At 65.0% G+C, this 13,268-nt stretch carries 12 protein-coding genes and 1 tRNA gene; 6 read left to right on the top strand and 7 right to left on the bottom strand.

What is annotated here, in order from left to right:
• Genes ACW5DN_RS02335 through efp form a run of 5 tightly spaced genes read right to left on the bottom strand, consistent with a single transcriptional unit; the run spans position 1 to position 4,086 of the window.
• The gene (locus ACW5DN_RS02335) at positions 1-765 is read right to left on the bottom strand and encodes a phytoene/squalene synthase family protein (RefSeq protein ID WP_456961150.1); all 765 of its coding nucleotides are present in this window, start codon (positions 763-765) and stop codon (positions 1-3) included.
• The gene (locus ACW5DN_RS02330) at positions 747-1,421 is read right to left on the bottom strand and encodes a phosphoglycolate phosphatase (protein ID WP_456961149.1); all 675 of its coding nucleotides are present in this window, start codon (positions 1,419-1,421) and stop codon (positions 747-749) included. The genes ACW5DN_RS02335 and ACW5DN_RS02330 overlap by 19 nt, the downstream gene beginning before the upstream one ends.
• The gene (ubiG, locus tag ACW5DN_RS02325; protein ID WP_456961148.1) at positions 1,418-2,140 is read right to left on the bottom strand and encodes a bifunctional 2-polyprenyl-6-hydroxyphenol methylase/3-demethylubiquinol 3-O-methyltransferase UbiG; all 723 of its coding nucleotides are present in this window, start codon (positions 2,138-2,140) and stop codon (positions 1,418-1,420) included. The genes ACW5DN_RS02330 and ubiG overlap by 4 nt, the downstream gene beginning before the upstream one ends.
• Before the next feature lie 27 nt (positions 2,141-2,167).
• Entirely contained in the window at positions 2,168-3,508 is a 1,341-nt protein-coding gene (locus ACW5DN_RS02320; RefSeq protein ID WP_456961147.1) for a TRZ/ATZ family hydrolase, read from the bottom strand.
• Positions 3,509-3,519: 11 nt separating this feature from the next.
• Positions 3,520-4,086, bottom strand: a complete 567-nt coding sequence (gene efp / locus ACW5DN_RS02315; protein WP_456961146.1) for an elongation factor P — start codon at positions 4,084-4,086, stop codon at positions 3,520-3,522.
• Between the two features lie 114 nt (positions 4,087-4,200).
• Here efp and epmB point away from each other — a divergent pair, with 114 nt between their 5' ends.
• The 4 genes from epmB to phaR all read left to right on the top strand — a co-directional run bounded on the left by epmB (position 4,201) and on the right by phaR (position 9,023).
• On the top strand, positions 4,201-5,220 hold the full coding sequence (gene epmB / locus ACW5DN_RS02310) for an EF-P beta-lysylation protein EpmB (protein ID WP_456961145.1): 1,020 nt from the start codon (positions 4,201-4,203) through the stop codon (positions 5,218-5,220).
• Positions 5,221-5,522: 302 nt separating this feature from the next.
• A complete protein-coding gene (locus tag ACW5DN_RS02305) occupies positions 5,523-7,601 on the top strand; it encodes an EAL domain-containing response regulator (RefSeq protein WP_456961144.1) in 2,079 nt (692 codons plus the stop codon).
• 98 nt (positions 7,602-7,699) lie between these two features.
• Positions 7,700-8,440 (top strand): acetoacetyl-CoA reductase, encoded by a 741-nt coding sequence (gene phbB, locus ACW5DN_RS02300; RefSeq protein WP_456961143.1) that lies wholly within the window; start codon positions 7,700-7,702, stop codon positions 8,438-8,440.
• An 85-nt stretch (positions 8,441-8,525) separates the two neighbouring features.
• The gene (phaR, locus tag ACW5DN_RS02295; RefSeq protein WP_456961142.1) at positions 8,526-9,023 is read left to right on the top strand and encodes a polyhydroxyalkanoate synthesis repressor PhaR; all 498 of its coding nucleotides are present in this window, start codon (positions 8,526-8,528) and stop codon (positions 9,021-9,023) included.
• A 26-nt stretch (positions 9,024-9,049) separates the two neighbouring features.
• Here phaR and ACW5DN_RS02290 read toward each other — a convergent pair whose 3' ends face one another.
• Together ACW5DN_RS02290 and ACW5DN_RS02285 are read right to left on the bottom strand one after the other, a co-directional pair.
• Complete coding sequence (locus ACW5DN_RS02290; RefSeq protein ID WP_456961141.1) at positions 9,050-9,979, bottom strand: M48 family metallopeptidase; 930 nt, start codon at positions 9,977-9,979, stop codon at positions 9,050-9,052.
• A gap of 32 nt (positions 9,980-10,011) precedes the next feature.
• Positions 10,012-11,871, bottom strand: a complete 1,860-nt coding sequence (locus ACW5DN_RS02285) for an SUMF1/EgtB/PvdO family nonheme iron enzyme (protein ID WP_456961140.1) — start codon at positions 11,869-11,871, stop codon at positions 10,012-10,014.
• A 160-nt stretch (positions 11,872-12,031) separates the two neighbouring features.
• Here ACW5DN_RS02285 and rnd point away from each other — a divergent pair, with 160 nt between their 5' ends.
• Together rnd and ACW5DN_RS02275 are read left to right on the top strand one after the other, a co-directional pair.
• Positions 12,032-13,138 carry a ribonuclease D gene (gene rnd, locus ACW5DN_RS02280; RefSeq protein ID WP_456961139.1) on the top strand — a complete coding sequence of 369 codons (1,107 nt, stop codon included), beginning with the start codon at positions 12,032-12,034 and terminating at the stop codon, positions 13,136-13,138.
• Between the two features lie 51 nt (positions 13,139-13,189).
• Positions 13,190-13,265, top strand: a tRNA-Ala gene (locus tag ACW5DN_RS02275).
• Positions 13,266-13,268 lie beyond the last annotated feature (3 nt).

Genomic DNA, 13,268 nt, shown 5'->3' with positions numbered 1-13,268 from the left:
TCAGTGGCGTGCCGCGCTCCAAGCCAGCCACAACGTCGCCCAGGCCGATAGCGGCCGGTCGGGATCAGACGCCTGCAGGCGCGCTTTCGCCAATCCTGCCCACAAGCGCCGGCAACGGCTCGCGGCGCGGTGGTCCGGCCATCGCCTGGCCAGCTCGTTCGTCCATGCCGCCCGCGGGTCGCCCGTACCCGCCAGGGCCAACATGTCCAGTGGTACGTGTGCATCACCGGGCTGCGCGAAACGGGCATGCAGCAGGGTTGCCGCCACCACGTCCCCATCGCCATCGTCGCGCGCGACGGCAAACAGCACCGCATCGATGTTGGCGATCGTATTGGCGACCGACGACAACCCATCGAACGCTTCGTCGATGCTGACGGGCCGGTCGCGGCTATTGGCCAGCGCAGGCAGTTCAGCCGCCAAACCGTCCCATGGCGCCGGGTAGCGCTGCAACACCACGCCCAGCGGATGCCGGCGCGCACCGCGGCCCCAACCCATCAGTTCTTCCTGCCACCAGGACAGTTTGGCAGCGCCTGGGCGCGGGTCGCTGCCGCCCCATGCGGCATCGGTCAGTTCTTGTTGGAGCGTGGCCCAGGCCAGCGCGCGCGCGCGTTCGGAACGCGTCACGAAAACCTCAGCGACGCTCCATTCGGGCCAGCGAGCGCGCCATTTCCCGATGAAATTGTCCAGTGTCTGGGCCTCACCTTCGTCGGCGACGGGCCGTTGCGCGTCCGGATCAGCCTTGATGCTCATGATGTCGATGGCCATGCAGACGCTTCCCACAACTGTTCCGGGGACGCGACCATCACGTCGCCCCGCCAGGCCGCGGGATCATCACCGGGCAAACGATAGCCCCATAACGCCACCACCGAAGGCATGCCGGCGGCGCGCGCCGCGATGATGTCGCGTTCGTCGTCGCCGACATACACGCAATCGGCCGGGGCAATGCCCATGCGCTGCGCAGCAGTAACCAGCGGCAAGGGATCGGGCTTGCGCGCCGGCAGCGTGTCGCCACCAATCAACACCGTGCAACGGTCCTGCCACTCCAATAACGGAATCAACTGGGCAGCCAGGTACTCGGGCTTGTTGGTGACGATGCCCCAGCTACTGCCTGCCGACTCCAGCTTCGCCAGCATCGCCTCGATTCCCTCGAACGGTTGGCCGTGACGGCCGAGCTGGCGCTGGTAGTGATCCAGGAAAGCCGGAATCCATGTCTCGCGTTGCGCCGGATCGACATCGGGAAACGCGGCGGCGGCCATCGCACGGGCACCTTTTGATACGTGCGGGCGCAAGCCGTCCATGGGCATCGGCGGCAAACTCCGCTCGGCGCGCATCGCGTTGATCGCCGCCAGCATGTCCGGCGCACTGTCAAGCAACGTGCCGTCAAGGTCGAACAGGACGGTCGCGGGAAATTTTGCGGTCATTCGGGTTTTCGTGCGCAGGCCAGGTAGTTGATGTCCGTGCGCTTCACCACCCGCGCCGCGTTGCGCCACGGCTCATACATCAAGCCGCTGACATCCTCCAGTTGCAGCCCCGCCTCACGCAACCAGGCGCCCAGCTCGGACGGCTTGATGAAGTCACGGTAGCGGTGGGTGCCCTTGGGCAGCAGCCGGGCCACGTATTCGGCCCCGACGATCGCCAACGCAAACGCGGCCGGGGTCCGGTTGAGCGTGGACACGAACAGGCGACCACCCGGTTTGAGCAGGCTCGCACAGGCCTGGATGATCGCGCCCGGGTCGGGTACGTGCTCCAGCATCTCCATGCAGGTCACCGCGTCGAACCGCGCCGGCATTTCAATTGCCAGTGATTCGACCGACTGCACCCGGTAGTCGACCTCCACGCCGCTCTCCAGCCCGTGCAACCGCGCAACCTTGACCAGCTCCGGCGCCAGATCGATCGCCGTCACCCGCGCGCCCTCGCGTGCCAGCGCTTCGCTGAGCAAGCCGCCACCACACCCCACATCCAGCATGTCGGCGCCCGCCAGTGGACGACGCGCAGCGACATAACCCAGACGCGCCGGGTTCAGCGCATGCAGCGCCTTTTGCGGGCCCTGCGGGTCCCACCAGCGGTTGGCCAGCGCACCGAACTTGTCCAGCTCGGCCTGGTGGAAGTTGTCATTGGGCGTGGCGGATGGTGCAGTCATCGGACTCGGTTCCCGGATCGTGTTGGCTCAAGGGCGGATCGCGGCGATCCGTTGACGCCATTGTCGCGCATTGGCGATCAGCGCCGCCGCGTCGAGCCCGACCAGCTCGCGTTGACGCAGTTTTGGTTTGCCGCCGATCCACACGTCAGTCACCTGATGCCGGCCGGTGGCATAAACCAGTTGCGAGACCACGTTGAACAACGGCTGGCTCTCGATCTGGCTCATGTCGACGCACACCAGGTCGGCCTGCTTGCCGATCTCGATCGATCCGATCTGCGTATCCAACCCCATCGCCTTCGCGCTGCCCAGGGTCGCGGCGCGCAACGCACTGGGGGCACTGAAGGCCGCGGCATCGCCGGCCACGGCCTTGGCCATCTGGGCTGCCGTGCGGGTCTCGCCGAACATGTCCAGGTCGTTGTTGCTGGCCGCACCATCGGTGCCGATCGCAATATTGACGCCGGCCTGCTCCAGCTTGCCGATCGGGCAGAAGCCGGACGCCAGCTTGAGGTTGGATTCCGGGCAATGCACCACGCTGACGCCGCGCGCCGCACACAACTCGATCTCGGCGTCGGTCAAATCGGTCATGTGCACCGCGATCAGGCGATCATTGACCAGGCCGAGCCGGTCCAGCCGCGCCAGCGGACGCTGGCCGTACTTCAGCTGAGACTCGGCAATCTCGTGCGCGGTCTCGTGGCAATGCAGGTGGACCGGAATGTCGAGCTGGTCGGACAGCATCCGGATCCGCTCGAAACTGGCATCGGAGACGGTATACGGCGCGTGTGGGACGAACGCCATCGACACAAGTGGATCATTGCGCCACTGGTCGTGAACCTCCCCGGCACGATCGAAGTACTCATCGTCACTGGCCGCCCAAGGCGTGGGGAAGTCGATTACCGGCAAGCCGACCCGGGCCCGGAAACCATGTTGCTTGTAGACCGCGGCCTGGACGTCGGGGAAGAAGTAGTTCTCGTTGGCGCAGGTGGTGCCACCACGCAACATCTCTGCAATGGCCAGGGTCACGCCGTCCGCCACGAACTCCGGCCCGATCACCTCTGCCTCGATCGGCCAGATGTGGCCTTGCAGCCACTCCATCAGGGGCAGGTCGTCGGCAACGCCGCGCAACAACGTCATCGGGTTGTGGGTGTGGGCATTGACCAGACCCGGCATCAGCACCGTATCGGGGCGCGAGACGGTTTCCTTCGGGCTATAACGGGTGCGGGCCTCGGCTGTCGGCAAGACCGCCATGATGACGCCACCGGTCACCGCAACGGCATGGTCCTCAAGAACGACGCCATGCGGCTGGATCGGCACGACCCAGCCGGCTTCGATCAACAGGTCGCAGGGCTGGGACGGGATGTCAGTGTGCATGGGCCAATGGGTCACTTGACGCGGCTGACGTACTCGCCGGAGCGGGTATCTACCTTGATGATCTCGTCCTGGCCGACAAACAGCGGCACGCGCACGACTGCGCCGGTTTCCAGGGTGGCCGGCTTGCCGCCGCCGCCCGAAGTATCGCCGCGCACGCCGGGGTCGGTCTCGGCGATCTTCAGCTCGACGAAGTTGGGCGGGGTTACGAAGATCGGCGTGCCGCTGAGCAGGGTCACGATGCAATCCTCCTCGCCCTTCAACCACTTGGCGGCGTCCCCGACGCCGTTCTTGTCGGCCTGGACCTGCTCGAAGTTGGTCGGGTCCATGAAGTGCCAATGCTCGCCGTCGGCATACAGGAACTGCATGTCGGTATCCATCACGTCGGCGGCCTCGAGCGCGTCGGTCGCCTTCATGGTGACTTCCTGCACGCGACCGGACTTGATGCTGCGGTACTTCACCCGGGTGAACGCCTGGCCCTTGCCCGGCTTGACGTACTCGGTATCGACGATGACGCACGGGTCATTGTTGACCATGATCTTCATCCCGTTTTTTACGTCGTTCATGCCGTAAGAGGCCATGCGGAAACTCCTGCGCTGTAGATGGCAATGATGACTCGGCCCGTGCTGTGCCGCGGGCCGCTAGAATATCTGGCTGTCTCCGGTCACGCCGGTCACAAGCGAAACTGGAACCGAATGATACCCGCAGCCCCCATCGCCATGCAGCCAGCCCCTTCGCGGCCACCTCGCTGGCAGCAGTTGTGGCGCGACGCGGTGCGCGACCCGCGCGAGCTGCTCGACCTGCTCGGCCTGGATCCCGCCGCAATGGGCATCTCCGACGCCGCCGCGAGCCAGTTCGCGCTCCGCGTGCCGCGTGGGTTCGTCGCCCGCATGCGCCACGGCGACCCGCATGACCCATTGCTTCGCCAGGTCCTGCCGCTGGATGCGGAAATGCGGCCAAGCCCCGGTTTCAGCCTGGATGCAGTGGGCGACGGTGCGGCCAAGGCCGGCAGCGGGGTGATCCGGAAGTATCGCGGGCGGGCCTTGCTGGTCAGCACTGGCAGTTGCGCAATCAATTGCCGCTATTGCTTCCGACGCCATTTCCCGTATGCGCAGGAAACCGCCGCGGCCGGTGGCTGGTCCGAGGCCGTCGCGCTGATTCGCGCCGACCCCACGATCGACGAGGTGATCCTGTCGGGTGGCGACCCGCTGTCGCTGTCGAGTGCAAAACTCGCCGAACTCACCGCCGCGCTCACCGACATCGCCCATATCAAGCGCCTGCGGATACACACCCGGTTGCCGGTGGTGCTGCCGGAGCGTGTCGACCAAGCGCTGCAGGATTGGCTGCGCGCCCTGCCCTGGCCGGTAGCGGTGATCCTTCACGCCAACCACGCCAATGAATTTGATGCCCATGTCGATGCGGCCGTGGCACGAATGCGCAGCACCGGCGCCACGGTGCTCAACCAGGCGGTGCTGTTGCGCGGAGTGAATGATTCGGTCGACGCCCTGGCCGCACTGAGCGAGCGCGGGTTTGCCGCCGGGGTGTTGCCGTATTACCTGCACCAACTGGATCGCGTCCAGGGCGCGGCCCATTTCGAGGTCAGCGACGAAAGCGCCCGTGAACTGCACGCGGCCCTGGGCGCTCGACTCTCGGGTTACCTGGTCCCGCGACTGGTGCGGGAAACTGCCGGCGACAGCGGCAAAAGGCCGTTGTAGAACGCAACCGACGTCTCAACCCGGCGCGCCTGCGTGGACGCATGGGACAAGTTCTGGCATAAGCTGTCACAAGCTGACCGGATCGAGCCCATGTTGCGGCACTTCGCCATGCACGGGTGCCCAGCCACCAAAGGGCATCAAGTCACGCGTCCGGCAGCGCAGGGGGCATCATGCTGGTACAAATTGACAACAATGCCATGGCTGCTGGCAGCACTTCCACGGCCGGGGCACCATCCGATTTCCATGCAACTGTCCGCTTGGCTGCGCGACAGTCGTCGATCCATCCGGACCAAGGGGACAACATGCAGGCGGTGAAGAACACCATGCTCAGGCTGCTGATCGTCGACGACAGCGTGGAGGCTGCCGAAGGCATTACCAACGGCTTGCGCAACAGTGGTATTGCCGTGCGCCCCAGCCGTCCGGAACACGAAGCGGATTTCGCCGCCCTGCTGGCCAATCAACCCCACGATCTGGTCCTGGTGGCCAACGATGCGCATATCGTTCCGCTGGCCCAGGTGATGGCGCAGGTCGACGCCACCGGCAAGGACCTGCCGGTGGTCGTGTTACTGGACTCCATTGACGACGACAGCCTGGTCAATCTCATCGCGACGGGCGTGCGCGCGGTCGCGCTGCGCAACCGCCTGGCACATATCGAGACCGTCGTGCGCCGCGAATGGTCCGACCTGGAAGCGCGTCGCGACCTGCGTCGACTGGAATCGCAGGTACGCGAAACCGAACGTCGCTGCGATGCGCTGATCGACTCGTCGCGCGACCCCATCGCCTACATCCACGAGGGCATGCACATCCGCGCCAACGATGCCTATCTCGAGGCGTTCGGGTTTGACTCGTTCGAGGACATCGAGGGCATGTCGCTGCTGGACATGATTGCCCCACAGCGCGTCGACGAGTTCAAGCAACTGCTGAAGCGACTGGGCAAGGGCGAGTCCGCACCACCACGGTACGAGACCGAAGCCTGCGCCATGGACGGCAGCAGTTTCCCGGCGGTGATGGAGTTCACGGCGGCCAGTTACGAAGGCGAGACCTGCCAGCAAGTCGTATTGCGCCGCCAGGAGCTGGATCCGGAACTGGCGCGGGAGATGGAAGCGCTGCGCCACCGTGACCAGGCCACCGGCCTGCTCAACCGGGCGACGTTCCTGCGGGAGCTGGAGGACACGGTTGCCGATGCCGCGCGCAACGCGACCAGCCACGGCTTGCTGCTGGTGGAGCCTGATCATTTCGCCCACCTGGTCCAGGACATTGGCCTGGACGCCGCCGACGACCTGATCGCCGCCTGCGCCCAGCGCCTGCAGGGCGTACTGAGCGAGAATGACATCGCCGCGCGCTTTGGTGAGCAGCAGTTGGCGGTCTTGCGACGCGGGAGCGATTTCAACGCGACCCTGGCCCTGGCGGAATCGGTGCGCAACGCATTCGCCAACCATGTGCTGGAGACCCGGGAACGATCGCTCAACGCAACCGTCAGCATTGGCGGGGTCCAGATCGGGCAGAAGATCGCCAGTGTCACCGAGGTGCTGGGCAAGGCACACCAGGCCGTGCAATCGAACGTCGGTGTCGGCGGCAATCGGGTCGATATCTTCGATCCCGGCGCGGTTGACCGCGCCGAGCAAGAGCGCATTGATGTCTGGGTCGACCGCATCCGCCAAGCCATTGACAGTGACGACTTCGTCCTGCATTACCAGCCGCTGGTGAGCCTGCACGGCGAGCCCCGGCAGATGTACGACACCTACCTGCGCATGCGCGGTGAACACGACGAGCTGATCCAGCCACCGGCGTTCCTGCACATTGCAGAAGAGCACGGCCTGCTATGGGAAATTGACCGCTGGGTCGTCGCCAATGCGATCGCCAGCATTGCCCAGCAGCTCAAGGCCGGCCAGCGCACTACCCTGCTGGTGCGTATCACCGAGGTATCACTGCAGGACGACAGCCTGTTGCAACACATCCAGGAGCAGCTGGCCAGGCACGCCGTGGACGGTGAATTGCTGGTGCTCCAGTTATCCGAGTCAAAGGTGTTTACCCACCTCAAGGCCGCCCAGGTGTTCCAGCAACAGGTCGCGAAGATGGGCGTGCGAGTCGGACTGGAGCAGTTCGGCAGCGGGCTCAACTCGTTCCAGCTGTTGAGTCATTTTGACGCCGCATTGCTGAAGTTCGATCCCAGCTTCATGGAAGACCTCCCCGCGAACCCGGAGTCCCAGCGCCGCATCCGCGAGATTGCCGACAAGGCGCGTGAGTCGGGAAAGCAGACCATCGCCGAGATGGTCGAGGATGCCGCCAGCATGACGGTGCTGTTCAGCGCGGGTATCGACTACGCCCAGGGCCACTTCCTGGCCAAGGCCGGACCAAAAATGGATTACGAATTCAACTAGCGCTGCGTTGCACAACAGGAGTTTCATGATTGCCTACTAGACTCTTCCACCAAGGGCGCACTATTCCGATTGCACCCGCCATTGAGGGGAGACAGGACATGCAGTCACGCGTCGCATTGGTCACCGGTGGTACCGGCGGCATCGGAACCTCGATCGTCAAGCGATTGGTCAACATGGGCCACAAGGTCGCGACCAACTTTCGCGATGAGGCCCGTGGCGCTGCCTGGCAAGCCAGGATGAAAGACGCGGGCATCGACGTCACGCTGGCACCGGGTGACGTGTCCAGCCCGGAACAGGCCGCCGCATTGATCCAGGAGGTCGAGCGCAAACTCGGCCCGGTCGACATCCTGGTCAACAACGCCGGAATCACCCGCGATTCGACCTTCCACAAGATGACGTCGCAGCAATGGAACGACGTCATCTGCACCAACTTGAACTCGTGTTTCAACGTCACCCGGCCGGTGATCGAAGGCATGCGCGCGCGCAAGTGGGGCCGGATCGTCCAGATCAGTTCGATCAATGGCCAGAAGGGACAATACGGGCAGGCCAACTACGCCGCCGCCAAGGCCGGCATGCACGGCTTCACCATTTCGCTGGCCCAGGAAAACGCGAAGTTCGGGATTACCGTCAATACCGTCTCGCCGGGTTACATCGGCACTGACATGGTGATGGCGGTACCCGAGGAAGTGCGCGAGAAGATCATTGCCCAGATCCCGACCGGACGTCTCGGCACGCCCGATGAGATCGCCTACGCGGTGAGCTTCTTCATGCCTGACGAGGCGGGCTGGATAACCGGCGCCAACCTGTCCGCGAACGGCGGTCAATACATGGGCTGGTAACGTCGCAGCGCCGACCGACCTTGTTGCAAGACCTCACCTGCTGGGCCATGCTGCAAAGCATCATGGCTTCCGGTCCGATTGTCCCATGTCATCCAATCGCGTCATCAAGAAATATCCCAACCGCCGGCTCTACGACACCGAGATCTCCAGCTACATCACGATCGAAGATGTGCGGCAACTGATCATCGATGGTGAGGATTTCGAGGTGCGTGACGCGCGTTCGGGCGATGACCTCACCCGCCAGGTGCTGTTGCAGATCATTACCGAGCATGAGCAGAACGGCGAGCCGATACTCTCCACGCAGCTGTTGAGTCATGTCATCCGCTTTTACGGTGACTCGATGCAGGGTTTCATGGGCAATTACCTGGAACGCTCGATGCAGACCTTCCTGGAGCAGCAGCAACAGTTGCGCAAACAACTCGGCGACTCCGTCGGGCAGACGCCATGGTCGATGATGAACCAACTGACCGAGCGCAACATGGCGCTATGGAAGGAATTCCAGCAGAACCTGTCCGGCAGCGTCGGGCAAGCGCCGACGCCACCGGGCAAGAAGACCGGTGACAAATCCAGGTCCAAGTCCTAGACGCCGGTAAGCTCCGCGCGCTGCGGTTACCTGGCCGTCCCCTGGCAATATTTCTCATAGAACCCAATGGCCTGCGGCATCAGGGCTTGCAGCGTCTGGATGCGGTTGGCGGGGTCTGGATGGGTCGAGGCGAACTCTGGCGGACGTTCGCCGCCGCCCAGTTGCGACATCCGCTCCCACAGTGGTATCGCCGCACGCGGGTCATAGCAGGCCGCAGCCGCCAACATCAGCCCGACCTCGTCCGCCTGGGTTTCGTGGCTGCGGCCATACGGCAGGATCAGGCCGTACTGGGCCCCTGCCCCCAACGCCGCCATCACCGCCTGCTGTTGTTGCGGGTCCATCCCGCCCACCGCCATGCCGGCGGCCACCTGCCCCAGCTGCACCAGGTTCTGCTGGGCCATGCGCTGTGAGCCATGCCGCAACAATGCGTGCGCAATTTCGTGGCCCATCACCACCGCCATTGCGTCTTCGGTCTGGGTGATCGGCAGCAGCCCGGTATAGACCGCCATCTTCCCGCCGGGCAGGCAGAACGCGTTGGCCTGGTCGGACTGGATGACGCTCACGTCCCACTGGAAATCCTGATACGACGTGGGGGCTGGTTGCTGGTGTTGCGCGGCCAGGTCGGCGGTGACCTGCGGCACCCTGGCCACAAGCCGTTGGGCGATGCCGCGGATCTGTCGGCTCACCTGATTGTCTGCCGGCAGCAATGCACCTTGTGCCTGCGCATCACCCAAGACTTGCTGGTAGGCGTTGGCGCCGAGCTCCGACTCTTCAGCCGCGCTGGCGCCATAGTGCGCGGTCTGGCCGGTATAGGGATCGGTCTGGGCACTTCCAAACCATTGCCAGGCCGCGTAGCCGGCGAACAGCAACAATATCCACCAACGGATGCCACCGCCGCGACGCTTGCCAGCCGGCGCTGTACGGCGCCGGGAACCCAACAGGGAACCGATATTCATTCCACGCTCCTTATTTCCCGGAACTCGTTACGTTAGATCTCGCGCACCACCCGGAAGCCAACCCGGGCGTTGGTGGTGTTGGCGTCGCTGCCAAGCCGCCACGCCGAACGCGTCTGGCTTGGCGAGCTTGCCCACGAGCCTCCACGCACCACCCGGTCCCGGCAGCCTGGATTGATCCAGGCGCGGCCGTCAGACGGCGCGCGCCGGTAGCTGTCATGCCAGCAATCGGCCACCCACTCGCTGACATTACCGGCCAGGTCGTGAAGACCGTAGGCGTTGTCCGCATACGAGCCAACCCGCGCAGGCCCCCATGAACCGTCGCCATAATCGTCAAAGGCGTTGCGCCAACCACGCCCGGTGGGCGACTTGTCGAGTCCGCCGGTAAAGTTCCCGGCGTTGGCTGGCGGAGCACCGTCGCCCCACGGAAACCATGTCTGGCTGCCCGCACGCAACATGTATTCGAACTCCGCCTCGCTCGGCAGCCGGTAGTGATGCCCCGTCTGCTCCGACAACCAGCGGGCATAGGCTTCGGCGTCCTTGGCACTCACATGCACGACGGGCTGGTCATCGGCCGCCGAAGCGCCGGTGTAGTCCGAGCGCCAGTCCACATGGCTTCGGTGCACCAGGTTGCCGCTGCGCTCGTCGTACACCGTGGAGCCCTGCCGCCGACTGGCGCGTGATTCATAGCCGGTCGCAGTGACAAAACGGCGGAACTCGCCGACGCTGGTTTCATTGCGCGATACCGCCAACCCGCGGTCAAAACGGATGCTGCGCACTGGCAGTTCCGACTCGCTCGCGTCCGGCTCGTTGTCACCGGCACCCATCCGGAACGCACCATGCGGAATCACCACCATCTCCGGGCCACGGCCGCCGTGCTCAAGCGCTTCGGTGAACGCCTGCCCCGGCCGAAACAGCCCGTAGTGCGTCACCAGCTCGATTTGCTCGCGCAACTCGATTGCCGCCGGGTCGCCGGCCGGTGCGATCCGCAGCAAGGTTGCCAACTTGCCGCGCGCGACGTCGAGGCCGTCTTCCTTCGACAACGCAGCAATGCCCTCGTCGCGCAGGTTGCCCACCCGCGCGCCCCGCTGGCGCGCTATCCGTTGGCGGGCCTGCTCCACCGTGTCCATGTCCGGGCGCACCTGGGCGGCATGTCCCAACCAGGTTTCGGCAGTGGCATAGTCGTCACCGCTGGCTGCCAGCTCGGCCTTGCGGATCAAACCGCTCTCGGCCGCGGCCAGCCCCTGCCTCGCACGTGCATCCGCGGGACGCAATACCAGTGCCTGGCGGAAATAGCCGATCGCACCGTCCTGACTGTATTGCCCCTGATCCTGATCCAACGCGCGATTCTGGTTCAACGCGCGCTCGCCGCGCAGGTTGGCTTGCCGAGCCTGGTCGGCGCGATCCAGCAATTCCAGATACTCGATCACGCCCTCATCGGTCGGCGCAACCGCCCGGGCAACCGCGGCGATCTGATGGGCATGACGTAACTGCGCCGGGTCGGAATCGATCCCCCCCAGTGCGGCGCTGCCCTGGGCCAGCAGGGCCTCCAAGGCGCGCTCCAATCCGGCCAGGACCTCGGGATCCTCCGGTGCGATATCACGCAATGCCAAGTACGACGGAATGGCATCGCTCGCGTCGCCAAACAATTCGCCCTGCTCCAACGCCAGTTGCGCGCTTTTTTTCAGGTCGGCGGCACTGTCGGCATCCACTTCGACCGGCGGTGCCTGCCAAGCGGGTACGGGCGAGACTTGCTGGTCATCGCTGATGGTGACGACCGGCACCCGCGGGCCGGCAGCGGCTTCCGGATCGGTTGATGCAGAACGCTCCGTGTCCGGCTCGTTCGCACAGGCCGCCAACAGCAGCGCGAGCACCGTGGCCGCTACCCACCGCACGGGTCGTGACGCGGGTGACTGAACTGGCAATCGTGCTTGCAATCGTCCTCCTGCCCTGCGAACCATCGGTGCCGCGCCAAGGGGCACGGTGAAAGTAGGCTATTGTCACCCGCCCCGGCAATCTGTGTATCGGAGCCGTCCTCACGTGCCAAGTCCCGCCATGCCTCCATCATCCACTCCCGTCTGGATCACCGATCCCGCCGAGCTGACCGCCCGCCTCGCCGATCGCCCGGTGCGTATCGGTCTGGACACCGAATTCATCCGCGAACGCACCTATTGGCCACAGTTGGCACTGGTGCAACTGGCGCTGGAGCGCGACGGCGTACTGGAGATCCTTCTGCTGGACACGCTTGCGCCGGGCATTACCCAGGCACTTGCGCCGATCCTTGTCGACGAGTCGGTCCTCAAGGTCATGCACAGCCCCAGCGAGGACCTGGTGGCCTTCCAACACGCCTGCGCCGTGGTACCGCAGCCGTTGTTTGACACCCAACTGGCGGCCGCGCTGGCGGGCATCGCCGGTGGCATGGGCTACCAGAAGCTGGTCGAGAACCTGACCGGGATTGCCCTGGCCAAGGGTGAGACGCGCTCGGACTGGCTGCGCCGGCCGCTGTCACCGTCGCAGTTGGAATACGCCGCGGACGACGTGCGCCACCTGTTCCCGATGCACGATGCCCTGGCCGGCATGCTCGACCAACTCGACCGCAGCCAGTGGCTGGCCAGCGACGAGGCGCGCACCGTTGCCAATGCCCGCAACGCCGGACTGGAGCAATGGCCGCATCTGTCAATGCGCAGCGCCCAGTTCCTCGACCTTGACGCCCAGCGCCGTCTGGTGCGCCTGCTACGTTGGCGCGAGGCCTACGCTCGCGAACACGACCGCCCGCGCAGTTGGATCCTCGACAACGAGCTGGCGGTTGCGCTGGCCCGTACCGTGCCGGCGGATCCCGCCGCGCTGCAAGCCGTGTTGGACGCCCACCCCAAGGCACCGCGTAAGCTGGGCGAGCCCATCTGGCAGGCGCTCACCACCCCGCTGCCCGACGAGGCCGACCTGCCCGACGCGGGACTGGCGGAAAAACGGGACAAGAATCGTTTGCGGCAACTGCAGGATGCCGTCACCGCCCGCAGTGCCGAGCTGGGCCTGCCTGCCGGCGTGCTTGCATCGCGACGCTATCTGGAGGCACTGCTGGATCATGGACAGTGGCCCGATGCACTCGCTGGCTGGCGCCGTGAAGTATTGGAACCCAGTCTCGCCCCGTTGCTGCAAAAATAGTCGCGGGTACTGGCGCTGGTGCCCGCACGCCGCTACAATTTCAAGCTTCGTGGGGCGGTAGCTCAGCTGGGAGAGCGCCACGTTCGCATCGTGGAGGTCAGGGGTTCGATCCCCCTCCGCTCCACCACGA

The organism is Lysobacter sp. A289, assembly GCF_054072675.1.
Note: the sequence above shows the minus strand (reverse complement) of the source record. Positions and strands in the feature narration are given on the sequence as shown.